The organism is Streptomyces cynarae, from assembly GCF_025642135.1.
Classification (GTDB): domain Bacteria; phylum Actinomycetota; class Actinomycetes; order Streptomycetales; family Streptomycetaceae; genus Streptomyces; species Streptomyces cynarae.
In genome coordinates this window covers 2,636,053-2,655,268 of record NZ_CP106793.1, presented here as the reverse complement: position 1 = coordinate 2,655,268, position 19,216 = coordinate 2,636,053, and the positions used below count along the sequence as shown (strand labels likewise).

At 70.4% G+C, this 19,216-nt stretch carries 16 protein-coding genes and 1 pseudogene; 6 read left to right on the top strand and 11 right to left on the bottom strand.

The features are described 5' to 3' along the window. Positions 1-286 precede the first annotated feature (286 nt). Both N8I84_RS12415 and N8I84_RS12410 read right to left on the bottom strand, forming a co-directional pair. Positions 287-916, bottom strand: coding sequence for a DUF305 domain-containing protein (locus N8I84_RS12415; protein WP_263229579.1), 630 nt, complete (start codon positions 914-916; stop codon positions 287-289). Continuing rightward, on the bottom strand, positions 913-1,641 hold the full coding sequence (locus tag N8I84_RS12410) for a DUF3105 domain-containing protein (RefSeq protein WP_263229578.1): 729 nt from the start codon (positions 1,639-1,641) through the stop codon (positions 913-915). Before N8I84_RS12410 ends, N8I84_RS12415 begins: the two co-directional genes overlap by 4 nt. A 153-nt stretch (positions 1,642-1,794) precedes the next feature. Between N8I84_RS12410 and N8I84_RS12405 the strand changes: the two genes are divergently transcribed. Then, positions 1,795-2,229 carry an RrF2 family transcriptional regulator gene (locus N8I84_RS12405; RefSeq protein ID WP_263229577.1) on the top strand — a complete coding sequence of 145 codons (435 nt, stop codon included), beginning with the start codon at positions 1,795-1,797 and terminating at the stop codon, positions 2,227-2,229. A 350-nt stretch (positions 2,230-2,579) separates the two neighbouring features. Here the strand turns inward: N8I84_RS12405 and N8I84_RS12400 are convergent, their stop codons facing one another. After that, on the bottom strand, positions 2,580-3,035 hold the full coding sequence (locus tag N8I84_RS12400; protein WP_263229576.1) for a DUF4232 domain-containing protein: 456 nt from the start codon (positions 3,033-3,035) through the stop codon (positions 2,580-2,582). A gap of 256 nt (positions 3,036-3,291) precedes the next feature. Continuing rightward, positions 3,292-4,473, bottom strand: coding sequence for a globin domain-containing protein (locus tag N8I84_RS12395; protein ID WP_263229575.1), 1,182 nt, complete (start codon positions 4,471-4,473; stop codon positions 3,292-3,294). Between the two features lie 317 nt (positions 4,474-4,790). Here N8I84_RS12395 and glnA point away from each other — a divergent pair, with 317 nt between their 5' ends. After that, positions 4,791-6,152 carry a type I glutamate--ammonia ligase gene (gene glnA, locus N8I84_RS12390; protein WP_263229574.1) on the top strand — a complete coding sequence of 454 codons (1,362 nt, stop codon included), beginning with the start codon at positions 4,791-4,793 and terminating at the stop codon, positions 6,150-6,152. 663 nt (positions 6,153-6,815) lie between these two features. Here the strand turns inward: glnA and N8I84_RS12380 are convergent. Genes N8I84_RS12380 through N8I84_RS12365 form a run of 4 tightly spaced genes read right to left on the bottom strand, consistent with a single transcriptional unit; the run spans position 6,816 to position 11,691 of the window. After that, the gene (locus N8I84_RS12380) at positions 6,816-8,447 is read right to left on the bottom strand and encodes a glycoside hydrolase family 13 protein (protein WP_263229573.1); all 1,632 of its coding nucleotides are present in this window, start codon (positions 8,445-8,447) and stop codon (positions 6,816-6,818) included. A gap of 58 nt (positions 8,448-8,505) precedes the next feature. Next, positions 8,506-9,339 (bottom strand): carbohydrate ABC transporter permease, encoded by an 834-nt coding sequence (locus N8I84_RS12375; RefSeq protein ID WP_263229572.1) that lies wholly within the window; start codon positions 9,337-9,339, stop codon positions 8,506-8,508. A gap of 4 nt (positions 9,340-9,343) precedes the next feature. Further along, complete coding sequence (locus N8I84_RS12370; protein ID WP_263229571.1) at positions 9,344-10,282, bottom strand: carbohydrate ABC transporter permease; 939 nt, start codon at positions 10,280-10,282, stop codon at positions 9,344-9,346. Positions 10,283-10,287: 5 nt separating this feature from the next. Then, positions 10,288-11,691, bottom strand: a complete 1,404-nt coding sequence (locus N8I84_RS12365; RefSeq protein WP_263229570.1) for an ABC transporter substrate-binding protein — start codon at positions 11,689-11,691, stop codon at positions 10,288-10,290. A 285-nt stretch (positions 11,692-11,976) separates the two neighbouring features. Between N8I84_RS12365 and N8I84_RS12360 the strand changes: the two genes are divergently transcribed. The 3 genes from N8I84_RS12360 (at position 11,977) to N8I84_RS12350 (ending at position 14,443) form a co-directional block, all read left to right on the top strand. Then, a complete protein-coding gene (locus N8I84_RS12360) occupies positions 11,977-12,996 on the top strand; it encodes a LacI family DNA-binding transcriptional regulator (protein ID WP_263229569.1) in 1,020 nt (339 codons plus the stop codon). 179 nt (positions 12,997-13,175) lie between these two features. Next, entirely contained in the window at positions 13,176-13,529 is a 354-nt protein-coding gene (locus tag N8I84_RS12355) for a DUF6233 domain-containing protein (RefSeq protein ID WP_263229568.1), read from the top strand. A gap of 230 nt (positions 13,530-13,759) precedes the next feature. Continuing rightward, complete coding sequence (locus N8I84_RS12350) at positions 13,760-14,443, top strand: DUF899 domain-containing protein (RefSeq protein WP_263229567.1); 684 nt, start codon at positions 13,760-13,762, stop codon at positions 14,441-14,443. A gap of 3 nt (positions 14,444-14,446) precedes the next feature. Here N8I84_RS12350 and N8I84_RS12345 read toward each other — a convergent pair whose 3' ends face one another. From N8I84_RS12345 to N8I84_RS12335, 3 genes are read right to left on the bottom strand one after another with little or no spacing between them, the layout of a single operon-like run. Further along, a complete protein-coding gene (locus N8I84_RS12345; RefSeq protein WP_263229566.1) occupies positions 14,447-15,484 on the bottom strand; it encodes a TolB family protein in 1,038 nt (345 codons plus the stop codon). Continuing rightward, positions 15,481-16,791 carry an MFS transporter gene (locus N8I84_RS12340; RefSeq protein WP_263229565.1) on the bottom strand — a complete coding sequence of 437 codons (1,311 nt, stop codon included), beginning with the start codon at positions 16,789-16,791 and terminating at the stop codon, positions 15,481-15,483. The genes N8I84_RS12345 and N8I84_RS12340 overlap by 4 nt, the downstream gene beginning before the upstream one ends. Before the next feature lies 1 nt (position 16,792). Beyond that, positions 16,793-17,680, bottom strand: a complete 888-nt coding sequence (locus N8I84_RS12335) for an alkaline phosphatase family protein (protein WP_263229564.1) — start codon at positions 17,678-17,680, stop codon at positions 16,793-16,795. Positions 17,681-17,851: 171 nt separating this feature from the next. Between N8I84_RS12335 and N8I84_RS12330 the strand changes: the two are divergent. Further along, positions 17,852-18,786: pseudogene (locus N8I84_RS12330) on the top strand (DUF72 domain-containing protein). The last annotated feature ends 430 nt before the right edge of the window (positions 18,787-19,216 follow it).

The following is a 19,216-nucleotide window of genomic DNA, read 5'->3' as shown; positions in this document are numbered from 1 at the left end:
ATGCGGTTCGCATGCATGTAGTGGTCGATACGTCATGCGGTCCGCGTGCCGGCCCGCGGCGGTTCGGCCGACCGTATGGATCACACGATGGGGGTCACTCTGTCGATGAACGATTCATGCCAGGGGAATGAAAAGGCCAAGGAAACCCCAAGTGGTCGCGGCCACTTGGGGTTTGGGTGGATTTGGGCATTCCCCGTATGTTGCGGAAAGGTTGCGATTCCCGGGATGCCCTTGCGGTGAACTCCGTTCGATGCCGCTTTGTCGACTTGTATGCAGACCGGTGGCGTCAGGTGCGTGGCTCGGCGCCGCGTTCCTCGAGCATCGTCGTCATCAGATCGATCTCCGACCGCTGTGCGTCGACCATGCCCTGCGCGAGCCTCTTCTCCACGGCCACCGTGCACTTGGCGACACAGCCCTCGGCCATGTGGATGCCGCCCCTGTGGTGGTCGGTCATCAGTTGCAGATAGAGGATCTCCGCCTGCTTGCCGCTGAGTTCGCCCAGCTTCTTCAGCTCCGTGTCGGTCGCCATGCCCGGCATCAGAGCGCCGTCCTTGCCGGAGGCCATGCCGCCCATGCCCATCCACGTCATCGGCGGCTCGGAGGACACCTTCGGCAGCCCCCACAGGTCGAGCCAGCCCAGCAGCATGCCGCGCTGGTTGGCCTGTGTCTGCGCGATGTCGTACGCGAGGCGGCGCACCTCCTCGTTCCCGGTGCGGTCGCGCACGATGTACGACATCTCGACGGCCTGCTGGTGGTGGACCGCCATGTCCCGCGCGAAGCCGGCGTCCGCCGAGTCCGCGGCGGGCACGCGGACGCTCCCCGACCCGCCGTCCTCGGCGACCGCGTACGTGATCCCGCCCGTCGCGACGAGAGCCGCCGCCGCGGCCCCGGCGATCCAGCCGATGTGCCGGTTCACCGCATCGTCCCGCCGGTGCACGAGGCACCCGGCTCCGGCGTCTGCTCGCCCTGGACGTAGGCCGCGAGGAACCTGTCGACGCCCGGGTCGCCGGCGCTCTGCACGGAGAGCTGATGGCCCCAGGCCGTGAGCATGATCGGGCTTGCCTGGTTCTCGTAGGGGCTCATCAGCGTGTACGGGGTCTTCCTCACCTTCGCCGCGAGCGCGGCGACGTCGGCCTTCGACGCCTTGCTCGAGTACGTCACCCACACCGCGCCGTGCTCCAGCGAGTGCACGGCGTTCTCGTCCCTGACGGGCTCGGTGTAGACGTCGCCGTTGCAGTTCAGCCAGACCGGGTTGTGGTCGCCGCCGACGGGCGGGTGCATCGGGTAGGGCACGTTCGTGGTGACGTGGTTGCGGGTCAGCCTGCCCGTCCAGACCCGCACGCCGTCCTTGCCGGTGACGAAGTGGCCGGAGTCCTTCGCGCTCTTCGCGGAGCCCTTGGAGCCGCCCGCCGAGCCCTTGGGGCCGCCGGCCGAGTCCTTCGAGCCGCTCGCCGCGGACGCCTTGCTCCCGGACTGCGAGTCGACCAGGACCACCCCGCCGACGACGAGACCGGCGACGACGACCACGCTCGCCGCGGTCGTCAGGATGCGGTTGCGGCGCTCACGTGCGCGTTCCGCACGGCGCATCTGCTCCATGCGGGCCTTGCGCTCGGCGGAACCGGGGGTGGGGGCGGAGCCCATGGCGCGTCCTTCGGGGGAAAAGGGACCTTCGGGACGGCTGATCGTAGTGGGGCGCCAGTCCCTGGACCTAGGCCGGACCACCCGAATGGCCGAAGGGGCGGCCTTCCCGCCGAATAATTTGAAGCTCAGATGCGCATTATCTACGCTGACGGCATGCGGCTGTTGCGCTCCACCGACCTGGCGCTGCGGGTCCTGATGCGGCTCGCCGTCGCCGGCGACTCCAGCCCCACGACCCGCGAGGTCGCGGGGGCCATGGACGTGCCGTACACGCACGCCGCGAAGGTCGTGGCCGAGCTGACGCACATGGGACTCCTCGAGGCCCGCCGCGGCCGGGGCGGCGGGCTCACGCTCACCGAGGCCGGGCGCACGGCGTCGGTCGGCGCGGTCGTGCGCCGCTTTGAGGGGGACGGCGACGTCGTCGACTGCGAGGGCGCCGTGCCCTGCCCCCTGCACACCGGCTGCCGGCTGCGGGGCGCGCTGCGCCGAGCTCAGGAGGCCTTCTTCGCCTCGCTGGACCCGGTGACGGTCGAGGACGTGGTGGCGGCGCCGACGGGGCCGCTGCTCCTCGGTATGCCCTCAGCGCTGTGACGGCGAACGGCCGGGGTCTCGACCTCGTCCCGTGCCTGTGCGCTGCTGCATACGATGCAGGCGTCGCCGGACTCGACTGCTCCTGAGCGGCACGGTCGCCGCTCTCCCGCCCCGCCGCGCCCCGGCGGGGCAGGCTTCCCGTCCGCGCCGACGCCCGGGGCGAACTCGCCTCGCATCGCCACGGTCAACGGCTCCGGCTGCCGCAGGGCACCGGCGACGTCGCGGTCCCGTGGCGCGACGGGGACATCGACACCGTGTACCGCCCGGCGTGGAAGGGGTCCGCGCTCCCGAGCCCCACGAGGGCGGTGAGCTGGGACGGAGCGCGGGAGGCGGTTCCGTGTCCGCCCGGCTCAGGCGCCCGCGGCGCGGAAGGCGGTGACGCGCACACTGGTCCCGCAGAGCGCGAAGTCGCCGCCGTCGTCCGGGGCCAGTTGCTGGCCCCCGCCCGCGATGCCCACCACGATCGAGGGCGCGACGGAGGGCGCGGCGCCGGACGTGCAGTACCCGCTCGCCTCGCCGAGGACGGGCGTGAAGGTGAGCTGCGTCGAGGCCCGACCGCCGACTGTCAGTGTCACCGGGCCCGAGGCGCCCTGGTGGACGACCTGGAGAGGTTTGTTCCTGCCGGGGGAGCCCAGACCGGCGAGGGCGACGGTGGGATAGCCCTTGAGCACGCACGGTCGAGGGCCCTGATTGACGACCGTCACCACCACCTGGCCCGACGCCAGACGGTGTGCGCTGCTCGCGATGAGCTGCGCGCTCGTGCACGGGGCGACCGTCGCCTGTGGCGACGTGGCCGCGTCCGCCATCGCAGCGGCAGTGGAAGCGCCAGCGCCAGCAGCAGGGGCTGCGGCCGACAGGCCTGCCGCGACAGCTCCGGCCGCGGCCGCGGACAAGATCGTCCCCACGCGTTTCCTCGTTGTGCGTGCCATGAGCGCCGTCCTCCGCGTCGAATGGTGGGTGGCTCGACCTCACACCCTCGAAGGTCTCTTCTGCCTCACAGGCCTCACCACACCACCGTCGCATCAGGACCCCTCGCCGGCCAGCCGGGCAGCCGCGGCGGGATCAGTCCTGAGCGAGCCAGAGGTCCGGCCCGAACACCTCGTAGTGGATGTCGGCGGGGCGCACACCCTTCTCGATCAGCTGGGTGCGCACCGCGCGCATGAAGGGCAGCGGACCGCACAGGTACACGCGCGTGCCCGATGCGACCGGCACGGCGGACAGGTCCACGAGGCCCATGTGCGCGGACTCGGGGGCGTCCTGCTCGTACCAGAAGTGCACGGCCGCGTCCGGCAGCTTGGCCGCGAAGCCCTCGTGGTCGCTGCGCAACGCGTGCGTGGCGGGGGAGCGGTCGGCGTGCACCACGGTGACCGGGGCGCGGTGGCCGGTGCGGGCGAGCTGCTCCAGCATGGCGATCATCGGGGTCACGCCGATGCCGGCGGAGGCGAGCAGCAGGGGTGCGTCGGTGGCGTCCAGGATCAGGTCGCCGTACGGGGCGGACAGCTCCAAGGTGTCGCCCTCGCGCACGCGCGCGTGGAGGTGACCGGAGACCTCGCCGTCCGGCGTGTCGCCGCCGTGGACGCGCTTGACGGCGATCTGGCGCACCGGGGAGCCCGGCGCGGCGGACAGGCTGTACTGGCGGATCTGCCGGGCGCCGTCCGGGAGTTCCACGCGGACGGAGACGTACTGGCCGGGGCGGAAGTCGGGCACCGGGCCGTCGTCGGCCGGGCTGAGCTGGAAGGTGGCGACGTCCGCCGTCTCCTCTATGCGTCCGACGACCCGCCACTGCCGCCAGCCGGTCTGCCCGCTCGCCGCGTACAGCCGCTTCTCGATCGCGATCAGCGCGTTCGCCATCAGCCAGTAGACCTCGTCCCAGGCGGCGGCGACCTCGGGGGTGACCGCGTCGCCGAGGACCTCGGCGATGGCCGCGAAGAGGTGCTGGTGGACGACCTTGTACTGCTCGGGCGTGACGCCCAGCGAGGCGTGCTTGTGGGCGATACGGCCCAGCATCACGTCGGGGCGTTCGTCCGGGTGCTCCAGCAGGTGGGTGGCGAAGGCGGCGATCGAGCCCGCCAGCGCCTGCCGCTGGGTGCCGGCCGCCTGGTTGCCGCGGTTGAACAGGTCGCGCAGCAGTTCCGGGTGGGCGGCGAACAGTCCGTCGTAGAAGCGCTCGGTGATCTCGGCCAGTGAGGCGCCGACGGCGGGGAGGGTCGCGCGCACGGTGGCGGCGGACTGCTCGGAGAGCATCGGGACTCCTTTTGTGAAGGAACGGTGGGCTTCGGCCCGCTCGGCCGTCGGCACCGTAATGAAACTTGCATCTGAGATGCAAATTAACGAGGGGGGAGAGGGGCGAGACCGGCCATTACGCATGGGCCGCCGAACAGGCAAGATGGGCCTCAGAGCAGGACACCTGCCGTATGCGAGGCGTTCAGCCCGAGGTCGGGCGGCCGATCAAGGTCCGCAACGCGCATGAAATGCTGTTGTGGTGGGATGCTCAGGTGCCCGACCGCCTCCCGTGGTGCGGGAGACAGGCGGCCTGACCAGCAAGGATGGGGAAGCGGAAGATGGACAAGCAGCAGGAGTTCGTGCTCCGGACCTTGGAGGAGCGCGACATCCGGTTCGTACGCCTGTGGTTCACGGACGTGCTGGGCTTCCTCAAGTCCGTGGCCGTGGCCCCTGCCGAGCTTGAGCAGGCGTTCGACGAGGGCATCGGCTTCGACGGCTCCGCCATCGAGGGCTTCGCCCGCGTCTACGAGTCCGACATGATCGCCAAGCCGGACCCGTCGACCTTCCAGGTCCTGCCCTGGCGCGCGGAGGCCCCCGGCACGGCCCGTATGTTCTGCGACATCCTCATGCCGGACGGCTCGCCGTCCTTCGCCGACCCCCGGTACGTCCTCAAGCGCGCCCTGGCCCGCGCCTCCGACCTGGGCTTCACCTTCTACACCCACCCCGAGATCGAGTTCTTCCTGCTGAAGGACCGGCCGCTCGACGGCAGCCGCCCGACGCCGGCCGACAACTCCGGCTACTTCGACCACACCCCGCAGAACGTCGGCATGGACTTCCGCCGCCAGGCGATCACCATGCTGGAGTCGATGGGCATCTCGGTGGAGTTCTCCCACCACGAGGGCGCCCCGGGCCAGCAGGAGATCGACCTGCGGTACGCCGACGCGCTGTCCACCGCCGACAACGTCATGACGTTCCGCCTGGTCATGAAGCAGGTCGCGCTGGAGCAGGGCGTGCAGGCCACCTTCATGCCGAAGCCGTTCTCCGAGCACCCCGGCTCCGGTATGCACACGCACCTGTCCCTGTTCGAGGGCGACCGGAACGCGTTCTACGAGTCCGGCGCGGAGTACCAGCTGTCCAAGGTGGGCCGCTCCTTCATCGCCGGCCTGCTGCGGCACGCCGGCGAGACCTCGGCGATCACCAACCAGTGGGTGAACTCCTACAAGCGCATCTGGGGCGGCACCGAGCGCACCGCGGGCGCCGGCGGCGAGGCGCCGTCGTACATCTGCTGGGGGCACAACAACCGCTCGGCCCTGGTCCGGGTCCCGATGTACAAGCCGGGCAAGACGGGCTCGGCCCGTGTCGAGGTCCGCTCGCTGGACTCCGGCGCGAACCCGTACCTGGCCTACGCCGTCCTGCTCGCCGCCGGCCTGAAGGGCATCGAGGAGGGCTACGAGCTGCCTCCGGGCGCCGAGGACGACGTGTGGGCGCTGACGGACTCCGAGCGCCGCGCGATGGGCATCGAGCCGCTGCCGCAGAACCTGGGCGAGGCGCTCGCGCTGATGCAGCGCAGCGACCTGATCGCCGAGACGCTGGGCGAGCACGTGTTCGACTTCTTCCTGCGCAACAAGAAGCAGGAGTGGGAGGAGTACCGCTCGGAGGTCACGGCGTTCGAGCTGCGGAAGAACCTGCCGGTGCTGTAGGGGCGGGTCAGAGCGGGTTTCCCGCTGATTCAGCGCCGGGGCCGACGATCGCGGATCGTCGGCCCCGGCCGCTTCTCACTGGTCTTGGGTCGTCTTTCGGCCGTACGGAGTTCGGTTGGCGGTTCCTGATGCCTTCGGCGGCCATGCGGCCGTCTGGACTGCGTCCCTCTCGAAGCGGTGCCAAGCACGGGGCCCTGTTCGCCCTGCGCTCCGTGGTTCGACCACGGCGCTTGGGCACACCCGCGGAGAGCAGCCTGTGGCCTCTGTCGCCTACCGTCAACTGGGCATCGTGTACAGGCTGTCGATGGCCTTCCGCGTTCGTTCATCACTGCTCGGCATGAGGTGCGTGTAGCCCCGGAGCGTGAACCCGGGGTCGTTGTGACGACAACGGCACACAACATCACGTCGCTGATCAAGCACAACGCTCGCAGGAACAAAAACGGCCTGCGGCGGATCGCCGACACGATGAACGCGATTGACCCCCGAACGTGCAGCTGAAGTCGACTCGGCCCTGTGCCCTTGGGCCTCGAGGTGGCGAGCCTCGACTTCCTTCGGAAGGCCAGGGCCTGCCCGGTCGGCGGGGAGGACACCGGACAGGCCCTGGCAGATTCAGGTGGGCCAAGGACGCGGACGGACCTGGCCGGGACGCGCCCTCTCAGCCTGTCAGTGGCGCTGCAACCAGACCGTGGTGTCCGGGGGCAGCAACCCGTCACTATCCAGAGGGCCTGATGCCAAGAGGGGATCGCAGGCGTCGGGGAGCGGGATCGGCTGGTCGGAGAGGTTGACCGCGCACAGCAGGCCGTTGCCGCGTTCGAAGAGGAGCATGCCGTCCGGGCTGTTCAGCCAGCGGAAGTCCTCGCCACTCAAGCCCTCGTTGGTACGGCGCAGGCGCAAGGCCGAGCGGTAGAGCTGAAGCATGGACGCGGGATCGGCCTGGTTGGCTTCGGCAGTGTAGGACTTCCAGTCCTCGGGTTGGGGCAACCAGGAGGCGGCTCCGGAGGTGCTGAAGCCAAAGGGCGGGGTGTCGCCGTACCAGGGCAGGGGGACACGGCAGCCGTCGCGGCCTCGGAGGGTGTGGCCGGAGCGTTCCCAGGTGGGGTCCTGCAGGACGTCTTCGGGGAGGTCCTCGACTTCGTACAGGCCGAGTTCTTCGCCCTGGTAGATGTAGGCGCCGCCGGGCAGGGCCAGCATGAGGAGGGTGGCGGCGCGGGCGCGGCGGGTGCCGAGGGCGAGGTCGGTGGGGTGGCCCTGGTCGCGCATGGGGGTGGTGACGCCGGTGTAGGCGCGGCCGTAGCGGGTGACGTGTCGGGTTTCGTCGTGGTTGGACAGGACCCAGGTGGCGGGGGCTCCTACGGCGGCGAGGTCGGTGATGCTGCGGTCGATGACCTCCCGCAGCTGGTCGGCCTCCAGGGGGCATTTGAGGAAGTCGAAGTTGAAGGCGGTGTGCAGCTCGTCGGGGCGCAGGTAGTTCGCGAGGCGACCGGGGCGGACGTGGGCTTCGGCGACGAAGACGCGCCGGTCGGGATAGCTGTCTGCGATGGCGCGCCAGCTGCGGAAGATGTCGTGGATGCCCTCGCGGTCCCAGTGCGGGTGGTTCTCCTGGCCCTCGCGCGCCAGGACGGAGAACTCCGACAGGCCCAGATCCGGCAGGGCTGGGTCCTTGATCATGCCGTGGGCGACGTCGATGCGGAAGCCGTCTACGCCGAGGTCGAACCAGAAGCGCAGGATCGACTCGAACTCGGCGTGGACCTCGGGGTTGTCCCAGTTCAGGTCGGGCTGTTCGGGGGCGAACAGGTGCAGGTACCACTGGCCGTCGTCGGTGCGGGTCCAGGTGGGACCGCCGAAGGCGGCGTGCCAGTCGTTGGGCGGCAGGGAGCCGTCCTCGCCTCGGCCGTCGCGGAAGATGTACCGCTTCCGCTCGGGTGAGCCGGGTCCTGCGGCCAACGCCTGCTGGAACCAGACGTGCTGGCTGGAGGTGTGGTTGGGGACGATGTCCAGGATCACGCGAAGGCCAAGCTCGTGGGCTTCGACGATCAGCTCCTTCGCCTCGTGGAGGTCGCCGTACGTGGGGTGGATGTCGCGGTAATCGGCCACGTCGTAGCCGCCGTCGGCCAGCGGGGACGGGTACCAGGGGTTGATCCAGATGGCGTCGACACCGAGGTAGGCCAGGTACTGCAGGCGGGAGCGGAGGCCGGCGATGTCGCCGATACCGTCGCCGTCGCCGTCGGCGAAGCTGCGTATGTAGACCTGGTAGATGACGGCGTTGCGCCACCACGAGTCGTTTGCCGTGCTCACGTTGCTCGATTCCTGACTGTTCGGTGTGCGTGTGGGGGTGAGGAGGAGATGCCTGGCGCTAGCCCTTGACCGAGCCCTGCAGCAGCGCCTTGACGAAGTGGCGTTGGAGGAACAGGAACACGAGGATCGTGGGAGCCATGATCAGCAGAGCGCCGGCGTTCAACAGGACCTGGTCCGTGCTGTATTTCGTGGTGAACGCCTGCAGGGCGCCGGCCATGGTGCGCTTGTTGGGGTCGTCGATGAGCACCAGGGCGAGCAGGAACTGGTTCCAGGTGGACAGGAACATCAGCAGCGCCAGGGAGGCGATCGCCGGGCGGGCCAACGGCAGATGGATGTGGCGCAGTGCCCGCCAGGGGCCGGCGCCGTCCATGCTCGCGGCCTCCGACAGTTCGCGAGGAACGCCTGCGAAGTGGGCGCGCATCCAGAAGACGGCGAACGGCATGTTCATCCCGATCAGCGGCAGAATCAGCGCCCACTGGGTGCCGAGCAGGCCCATCGCCTTGACCTGCTCATACAGCGGGACGATGACGATCTCGTACGGCAGCGTCAATGTCAGGACCAGCACCGCGTAGAAGACGCGGCCCAGCGGGATCTCAAGGACAGCGATGGCGTAGGCGGCCATCGTGGATATCAGGACCGCGACGGGGACGACGCCGAGGACGATCAGGGTGCTGGACTTCAGCAGCGTGGTGATGTTGGCGACGTTCCAGGCATCGACGAAGTTGTGCCAGTGCGGGTCGGTGGGCCAGCTCAGGCCGCTGGGGAAGGAGCCCTGCGGGGCGAGGGCGGCGCTGACCATGCTCAGCAGCGGTACGACCGAGTAGAGCGCCGCCGCTGCGATCAGTACCAGCCCGGGCGCGCGTCGGCGCAGTGTCTGCGTGGTTGCGGGCATGGCGTTACTTCTCCCGGAACAGGCGCTGGAGCGGGGCGACGATGGCGATCACGATCAGGGTGAGGACCACGGCCAGAGCGGAGGCCGCACCCAGGCGGTTGTCGTTGAACGCGAGGTTGTAGACGGCGACGCCGGGGACCATCGTCTGGGTGCCGGGGCCGCCCTGGGTGGCGAGGTAGACCACGTCGAAGCTGGCGAGCGCGGCGATGATCGTGATGGTGACGCAGACGCCGATCTCGTTGCGCAGCCCGGGCAGGGTGACGACCAGGAACTGGCGGATGGGACCTGCGCCGTCGATGCGGGCCGCCTCGTACAGGCTGCCGTCGATCTTGCCGATGCCGGCCAGCAGCAGCATCGTGCACAGGCCGGTGGACAGCCAGGTGCCGATGAAGCCGACCGCGGTCAGGGACCAGGTGAAGTCGGCCAGCCACGGACGGGCGAGTGAGTCGAGGCCGATGGCGCGCAGGAACTGGTTGACCACGCCCTTGTCGGAGTACATCCACGTCCAGGCCACGCCGGCAGCGGCGCCGGGGATGATCTGCGGCAGGAACAGCAGGGTGCGGGCCACCGCTCCGGTGAAGCGGCCCTGGAGCTGACGCAGCACCGAGGCGGTGATCAGAGCCAGGGTCACCGGCAGGACGGTGAAGAACAGGATCAGGTAGAAGGCGTGAAGCAGCGAGTTGAACTGCTCGGAGTCGGTGAAGACCTCGGTGTAGTTCTTCAGGCCCACCCAGGTGGAGGCGCCCACCCCGTCCCAGTCGTAGAAGGAGTACTGGATCGACATCAGCACCGGGCGGAAGTTGAAGACTCCATAGAAGACGAGGGCAGGCAGGGCAAACAGCCAGCCGGCCCACCGCCGGGCCCGGAGCCCGCGGCGGCTGCGGCTCCGGGCGGCGGTGGCGCCCTGCTTGTGGCTGATGCCGGGCGACGTGGTCAATTGCATGGTGCTCAGCTGCTCTTCAGGGCGTCGGCGTAGGTGGTCTGCAGCGTCTTCACCATCCCGGCGGGTTCGACCTTGCCGGAGACAAGCAGCTGCAGCTGCTGGGTCAGCTTGGTGTTGACTTCGGGCGCGACGTTTTGCAGCCAGCTGTCGAAGCCGTTGTCGGCGGCGATCACTGCGTAGCCGGTCTGGATCTGGTCGGTCAGCGAGCCGGACAGGGACGGCTTGCCGGTGCTCTTCGCATCGCCTGTCAGGGCGGCGTAGCCGTTCTTCACCGCGACCTTGGCCGCTTCTGGCGTGGTGAGGAAGTCAAGGAACAGTGCCGCGGCGTCCTTGTTCTTCGAGCGCGCGGCGATCGAGAAGGCGAGGGTGTTGCTGGTCATCCCGGCATGCGCGCCGCCCTCGGTGGCCGGCGGCATCGGGAAGACGCCGTACTTGCCCTTGAAGGTCTTGTCGATCGTCTGCGTGATCCAGCTGCCCTGGAAGAAGAACAGGCCCTTGCCGCCGGTGAACTGCCCGTACGACGCCTCCTGGTTGATGGCGTTGACGTCGGACGCGAAGTACCCGGCCTTGATCCACTTCTGGAGGGTCTCGGTGGCCTTGACCGCCCCCGGGGTGTCCAGGGAGACGCCGGGCTTGTGGTAGACGATGTCGCTGAGCTTCTGGGCGCCCATGTAGTCGCCGAGCAGCAGGTTGTAGAGGTGGCCGATCAGGCCGTCCTGGTTGGAGGCCACGATCGGGGTGATCCCCTGCTTCTTCGCCTTGGCCATCACCGTCTCGAATTCGGCGACAGTCGAGGGCACGGTCTTCATGCCGACCTTGGCGGCCAGGTCCTTGTTGTAGAAGACGCCGACCAGCGGCCCGGCCGAGCCACCCGCCTGATACAGCGATCCGCCGCCGATCACTCCCATCGCCACCCGGCCGGGCGCGAGCGCGGATGCCGGGACCTTCTCGCTCCAGCCATACGCCTTGTCATAGGGGTCGAGGTTGGTCAGCAAGTGGTCCTTGACGCCGCCGAGGAGGTCGAAGGGCTGCACCAGGTCCGGCGCCGAGTCGGAGGCGAGCACCCTCGGCAGCACGGTGTTGTAGTTGTTGTCCGCCTCCACCCGCAGCTTCACCTTGATCTTCGGGTACTTGGCCATGAAGGCGTCGGCCAGGCCCTGCTCGTAGGTCTGCAGGCCCGCAGCCGAGAACAGGGTCAGCGTCGCCGGGGTGTCGCCGACGGCCGTGTTGACCGCGGTCGGAGTCGCGTCGTCCGGCGAGCCGGAGGCGGAGCCCGAGCCGGGCGCGCTGCACGCCGCCAGCGTGACCAGCGCGGACCCGGCGGCGATGGCCGCCAGCGAGGCGCGCAGGCGCCTGCCCGCGGCGCCGGTGCCTGTTCTGGCCGGGGAGGGGGTGGGGTGCTCAAGCATGATGGCTCCTCGCATCCATGCGGCTGCCGTTCACGGTCGGCAGACGAGGTCTCGGGGCGCTTCCTGGCTGGCTGCGGGGAGGCGGCGGCTCGTTTCGGAAGCGTTTCCGTTGCCGAAAGACTGAGTGTCTGGGTCGAGGCTGTCAAGTAACGAAACCGCAACACCGTTTTGAAGTGCAGAAACAATGAGATGCATACGTGCGGTTGCTGATCGACCGCAGGGAACCCTTGAAGGGTTCTTTCGCGAAAATGGAAGCGTTTCCGATCCGTGGGTTAGCCTTCCGGCATGGCGCAGAGCTCTCGGAAGATCAACATGGCGGACGTGGCCCGCGCGGCCGGCGTCTCGATGGCCACCGCCTCACGCGCGCTCAACAACGAAAGCGGCGTCTCCGAAGCCACCCGACGCCGCGTTCGGGCGGTCGCCGAAGAGCTGTCCTATGTCGTCTCCCCCGAGGCGTCCCGCCTGGCCGGCGGCGCCACCGGCCGGGTCGCGGTGGTCGTACCGCACATCTCGCGCTGGTTCTTCGCCACCCTCCTCGAAGGACTGGAATCAGTCCTGCGCGCCGCCGAACTCGATGTGCTGCTGTACCACGTCGACGGCATCGAGGATCGCCACGACTTTTTCCACCGGCTGCCCGCCCGGCGCAAGGTCGACGCCGTCGTCGTCCTGGCCTTCCCCGTCGGCGAGGAGGAGCAGCGGAGGCTGGAACTCATGGGCGTCACGATCATCGCCGCGGGCGGCCAGCACGCCCCCTACCCGAACGTGTCCATCGACGACGAGACAGCCGGCCGCCAGGCCATGAACCACCTGCTCTTCCTCGGCCACCGCCGCATCGCCATGATCGCCGCCGTCGACCCCGACCAGCCCGACGAGGTGCAGCCCTCCGGCCGCTCCAACGCCTACTACGCCGCCCTGCGCGAGGCGGGTATTCCCCTCGACGAACGCCTCGTCGTCACTGTCGACTGGGGTGGCGCCGAGGGCGCCGACGCCATGGCCAAGCTGCTCAGCCAGCCCGAGCCGCCCACCGCCGTCTACGCCCACTCCGACGAAGTGGCCCTCGGCGCCATCCGCACCCTGCGCCGCGCCGGCCTGCGCATCCCCGAGGACATCTCCGTCATCGGCATCGACGACCACCCCATAGCCGAACTCACCGACCTCACCACCGTCCGCCAACCCGTCCGCGAGCAAGGAGAACGTGCCGGACGCATGCTCTTGAAGATCCTGCAGGGCGAAGAGACCGACCGCGACGTCGTCGTACCCACCCAGCTCGTCATCCGCGGCAGCACCGCGCCACCCCGCGCGTAGCAACTGCGCGACCCGCGATGGCGCCGGCGAGGAAGGAGCCGCATCGGCGCGTCGTCCTGGTCGCGTACTAGTGACCCGAACCACTCGGACTTCGATGAGAATCGCTCGACGTTCGGTGCGATAGATCATGGGCATCTCGACGGTGTGACGCGATCAGTACGCCGCCTACAATCGAACGTGTGAGCGATACCCCGCTGTCCCGTCTGGAGCTGCTGCGCTTCGCGCGCCGCGTCGTGGTGCAGCAGGCGACGGCGGCCGTGGCGCAGCTCGACCGCTGGATCGCGGACGAGGAGCGGCGGGAGGCGGAGCGCCGCCAGGCCGAGGAGATGCGGCCGCCGCCGCCCGAGTGGCTGATCCAGTACGGCCTGAACCGGCGGAACGTGGACGCGGTGCACGTGGGCGACTGCTGGGCGGCGGCGAAGAGCGGGCGGTGCCGCCCGGCGACCAGGGCGCAGGTCCTCGACGCACTGCGCCACCAGGTGAAGGCATGTCCGCACTGCCGCCCGGACAACGAGCTCGGTGTCCTGGAGTAGCGGATCGGGGCCGTGTCAGCAGGATGCGGCCGTCGGCCCCTCGCCGAAGCCCGAGGTCGCGGCGTTCGAGCTGCGGAAGAACCTGCCGGTGCTGTAGGGGCAGGTCTCAGCGGTCTGCTGGGCGGGGGCCGACGGTCGTGGATCGTCGGCCCCCGGCGCGTCCCGGCGCCGCCGGGCATGCCGCCCTAGACTCGAATGACCTCGGGGCTCCCCCCACCCAGGAGGTCGTGATGGTGCGGCACACCCGACTGCCCGGCGAGTCCGCCGACTACCTCGCCGCCCGCGAAGAGCTCCGGCTCGCCGAGATCGAGCTCATGCGCCACCGGGAGGAGGTCGCTTCCCGGCGCCGGGCGCTCCCTGAGGGCCCTGTCGTCGACGACTACGTCTTCCTCGAAGGCCCGGCGGACCTGGACGAGGGCGACACCCCCGTCCGCGAGGTCACCCTCAGCGGGCTGTTCACCGCCCCGGACCGGCCGCTGATCGTCTACCACTTCATGTACGGCAAGTTGCAGACCGATCCCTGCCCGATGTGCACCCTGTGGATCGACGGCTTCAACGGTGTCGCCCACCACATCGCCCAGAGAGCCGACTTCGCCGTCGCCGCCGCGGCCGACGCGCCCACCCTGCGGCAGCACGCCCGCAACCGCGGCTGGTCCCGGCTGCGCCTGCTGAGCTGCGGCGACAGCACCTTCAAGTACGACCTCGGCAGCGAGGACGAGGACGGCGCGCAGGACTCCACCGTCTCCGTCTTCACCCGGGACGGCGACGGATCGGTCCGCCACTTCTACTCGGCCCATCCGCGCATGGCCGAAGACATCGACCAGCGCGGCATCGACCTGCTCAACCCCGTATGGCACCTCCTCGACCTGACCCCGGGCGGTCGCGGCGACTGGTTCGCGGGGCTGGACTACTGACGATCAGGACGCCGGTCCCGTCCCGCCGACGAACGCCGGGGACACCGCCGCGCTGTCGATCCGGCGCGGGGCGCCCGTGCCGTCCGCCGGGACCTGGTACAGGTCCGCTCCGAAGTCGCCCGGCAGCGCGTACACCACCGTGTGTTCGTCACGCCAGACCGCTTGGTCGTCCACGCTGCGGGACTCCGCGAGCGGGGTTTCGCGCATCGTGCGCAGATCCAGCACGTACAGGTGCCAGGGGGCGTCCTTGGGCAGGCCCTTCACCCGCTTCTTGTACGCGATCCGCGTGCCGTCGGGGGACAGGGAGGGGCACTCGACGTTCGGATGGAGGGTGGTGACCGTGCGGGCGCGCAGGTCGCCCCGGACCAGGTACGTCGTGCCCTTCGTCGCCAGGGTCGCGTAGAACGTCCGGTCGTCGGACGCGAACGTCACTCCCCAGAAGTTCACGTCCGACGCGTGGTACGTCCTGCCGTCCTTGACGATGCGGTACGCCTCCAGGGACGGCGTCAGCGCGCCCGTGCGGATGTCCACGATCGCCGCACGGGTCGAGAAGTCCGTTCCCGCGTACGAGTCGCCGCCCACGAACGCCGTCCACGCCGCGTAGTGGCCGCTGGGGGAGACCCGGGCGCGGGACGGGATGCCCGGGACGTCGTAGTGCGCCCTGATGTGCAGTGACGCGTCGAGGATCAGTGCGCGGTAGGTGTCCGAGACCGGCCCGTGCACGGCCTGGAGGCAGACTCCGGTGCCCGCGGCGGCGTAGAAGCGCAGGCACTTCACGCCCGAGGCGGTGCGCGGGCCGGAGGGGTCCGACGCCGGGACGGTCGTGAGTTCGTCGCGGTGCGGGCCCCACGCCATGTTGCGGAACACCATGCGGCCGGGCTGGGTGAGCGTGACCTTGCCCGAGGTGATCCGAGGGCCGCCGGCCTGGGCCTGGTCCCTGCGCTCCGCCCGCGCCGACGCGTGCAGGACCGAGGCCGTGCCGACCCCCGCCAGGACCAGGAGGGCCGAGAGCAGGACCAGGATGCGGGTGCGTACCGTCATGCCGTGCCTTTCGGGCGGAGCGTCGTCAAGGAGAAGGCCGCGCACACCGCGAGCGCCACCGCGGAGGCCGTCAGGGCCGTGCGGTCGCCCCACACCGTCCAGACCGCCCCGAACCCCAGCGAGCAGGCGAACCGGGCGAGTGCCTGGCCCGTCTGCACCACGGCGAGACCGGAGGAGCGCAGTTCCTCGGGGACGCTGTCGGAGGCCGCCGCCATCAGCACGCCGTCGGTGGCCGCGTAGAAGCCGCCGTGCAGGGCGAGCACGGCGTACGGCAGGGCCGCCGCGTGCCAGGACGTGAGCAGCAGGGCGTAGGCCAGGAGCAGCGCTGCGTGGCCCGCCAGGAAGATCCGCCAGCGGCCCACCTTGTCCGCGAGCCGCCCGAGCGGCATCGCCAGCAGCAGGAACGCGGCCGCCGTGCCCAGCGGCAGCAGCGCGAACCAGCGGTCGGGGACACCGAGGCGGCGTTGCAGCAGCAGGTAGACGAAGGAGTCGCTGACCGTGGCGAGGCCGAGCAGCAGCGCGCAGACCGTGAGACGGCGCAGGTCGCGGCGGTGCAGCAGGGCGAGGGCGGCGCGGAGGGTCGGCCGGGGGCCGTCGCCGGCCGCCGGGGAGTGCGCGCGGCCGCCGGGCACGAACAGCACCAGGACGAGGACGCCCGTCACGGCCACGCAGAAGCTCACCGTGAACACCGCGTCGTAGCCGTCCACCGTCGCCCGCAGGATCAGGAACGCCACGAGCGGGCCGAGCAGGGCGCCCGCCGTGTCCATCGCACGGTGCACACCGAAGGCGCGGCCACGGGTCTCCGGGGTGCTGGACAGGGAGATCAGCGCGTCCCGGGGAGCGGTGCGCAGGCCCTTGCCGGTGCGGTCGGCGGCCAGGACCAGGCCGATGGGGGTGAGTGTGTGGGCCACCAGCAGAAGGGGTTTGCACAGGGCCGAGATGCCGTAGCCGAGGCCTGCCACCCACTTGTGACGGCCTCCGCCCCGGTCGGCCAGATGGCCTCCGGCGAGCCGTACGAGCGCGGAGAAGCCGTTGTAGACGCCGTCCAGCAGGCCGAAGCCAAGCGGGGACAGGCCGAGGCCCGTGACGAGGTACAGCGGGAGCACCGCCGTGACCATCTCGGAGGAGACGTCGGTGATCAGGCTGACCGCGCCGAGCGCGAGCACGGTCGGGGCGACCGCGGTGAGGCGCCGCCCGGCACAAGGCCGGGCGGCGCCGTCCGCGGACGCCGTTGCCGATGGGGGTCCCCCCTGCTCGAGCGAAGTCGAGAGCTTGGGGGAACCGGCGCGGCTGTCCGCTACGTACATGTCACGACGCCCAGATGCCGGTGATGTCCGTGGCGGAGGCGGCGTTGCCCGCGTGCGTCGTCAGGCCCTGGGTGTCCTCCAGGGTGCGCAGCAGGTCGTAGTGGTTGTAGGTGGTGGAGGTGCTGGAGCCCGGGGTCACCGGCTGGCCGTACAGCACCGTCGGGATGCGGTTGCCGCTGAGCTTGTTGTCCTCGTCGAACGTGACGACGAGGAGGCTGTTGTGGGTCTTGGCCCAGGTGGCGTAGGCGCCCAGGTTGTTCTTCAGCCAGGTGTCACCGGTCGAGATCGAGCAGTCGTGCATGTCGCTGCACAGGTTGGGGACGACGAAGGACAGCTGGGGCAGCGTGGTGTAGTCGGTGGGGAACTGCGCGAAGGTCTTGGCGCTCGACGTCGGCACGTTGCTGAAGGCGAACCACGGGTTGTGCTTGCGGGCGTAGTTGCCGCTGCTGCAGGTGGTCGAGCCCTGGCTGGGCAGTGACTCGTTGTAGCTGGCCCACGTGCGGCCCGCGGCGAGCTGCTCGGAGGCCAGGTTGCGGGCGGAGGAGAAGCCGGGGGTGTAGCAACTGTCGTCCGTGATGCCCTGGGTGGAACCGGAGAACAATGCGAGGTAGTTGGGCTGGCTGGGGTGCGTGATGGCGTAGGACTGGGTGAGGTTGGCGCCCCCGGACTTCAACGAGTTGATGTACGGGGCGCTGGAGGAGCCGATGATCTGGCTGTACGCGTGATTCTCCATGACCACGACGACCACGTGGTCCGGGCTTGGGACGGAGCCCGCGGCGTGCGCGGACTCACCGCCGAGCCCGGTCCACAGCCCGATCGCTGCTGCGGCGAAGGCCGCCACGGACGCCACGGTGGTACGGGTGCGGCGGTACAGGGAACTGCCGGACACAATCAACCTCCGGTGAGGGGGGCTACGGGGGGGGGGCAGCGCTGCCAGAGCATGCTCACGCCAAGGTGCCCTCGCCCCACGCCCCACGACCCGGCGGATGAAGAGCCGGTGAATTGCCGGCGCGCCGCAACGGCCGGACATGGCCGTACGTCCCCGGGTAACACGGCCCTCATGGGCGACATCCTCGTGGGCACCTGTTCGTGGACGGACCGGGCGCTGGTGGCGAGCGGCTGGTATCCGCGGGGGCGGCGCGACGCGGAGGGACGGCTGAGGTTCTATGCCGAGCGGTTTCCCGTGGTCGAGGCGGACTCCTCGTACTACGCGCTGCCCAGCGAACGCACCAGCCGCCTGTGGGTGGAGCGGACACCTGACGGCTTCGTCTTCGACGTCAAGGCCTTCTCACTGCTGACGGGACATCCGACACGGCCGGACGCGCTGCCCGCCGACCTGCGGCCGGCCCTGGCCGACGGCGCGCCCCGGATCCGGGCGGCGGCGACGCGGGCCTGCTCGACGAGTTATGGGCACGCTTCACCGAAGCGCTGGCGCCGCTGCGGCGGGCCGGACGGCTCGGGACGGTCCTGTTCCAGTTCCCTCCCTCGCTCACTCCCGGCCCACGGTCGGAGGCGTTCGTACGCGCCTGCCGTGAGCGGGCCCGCGGCTGGCCGTTCGCCGTCGAGTTCCGGCACCCGGACTGGTGGCGGGGCGACCGGGAGACGGCCACGGCGGCAATGCTCGCGGATCTGGACGCAACGGCGGTCGCCGTGGACACGGCGCGGGACCTGCCGACCTCGATGCCGCCCTTCGCGCCGGTCACGACACGGCGGCTGGCCGTCGTGCGGTTCCACGGACGCAGCCCCCACTGGGGCACCGGGTCCAAGGAGGACGCCTACCGCCACGCGTACACCGAGGGGGAACTGGCGGAGTGGGTGCCACGGGTGCGGGGCCTGGCCGAGCGGACGGAACAGGTGCACGTCCTGTTCAACAACTGCTGCGCCGACGCGGCGGTCCGCGCGGCGGAGGCGATGCGTCGCCTGCTGGGGGAGCAGGTACCGCACCAGGTGCGGCACGCCTTCACGCCGCTGCCGGGGCTGTGGCCGGGAGACTGACACCCGTGGCACGCCCATCCGCGGCCGACGCGCCCGTAGGGAGCCGCCACTCGGGCCCCGCGTGCCCGCAGATCACCGTCACTGGGGCCCGCGTGCCCGCGACCGCCGCCACTCGGGCCCCGCGTGCCCGCAGATCACCGCACTGGGGCCCGCGTGCCCGCAACCACCGCCGTCCGAGCCCCGCGTGCCCGCGAGCACCGTCACTGGGGCCCGCGTGCCCGCAACCACCGCTGCCCGGGCCCCGCGTGCCCGTATGGCGCCCCCGCTGGGGCCCGCGTCCCGCGAGCACCGCCGTCCGAGCCTCGCGTGCCCGCAGATCACCGTCACTGGGGCCCGCGTGCCCGCGACCGCCGCCGTCCGGGCCCCGCGTGCCCGTAGGGCGCCCCCACCGGGGCCCCGCGTGCCCGCAACCGCCGCCGTCCGGGCCCCG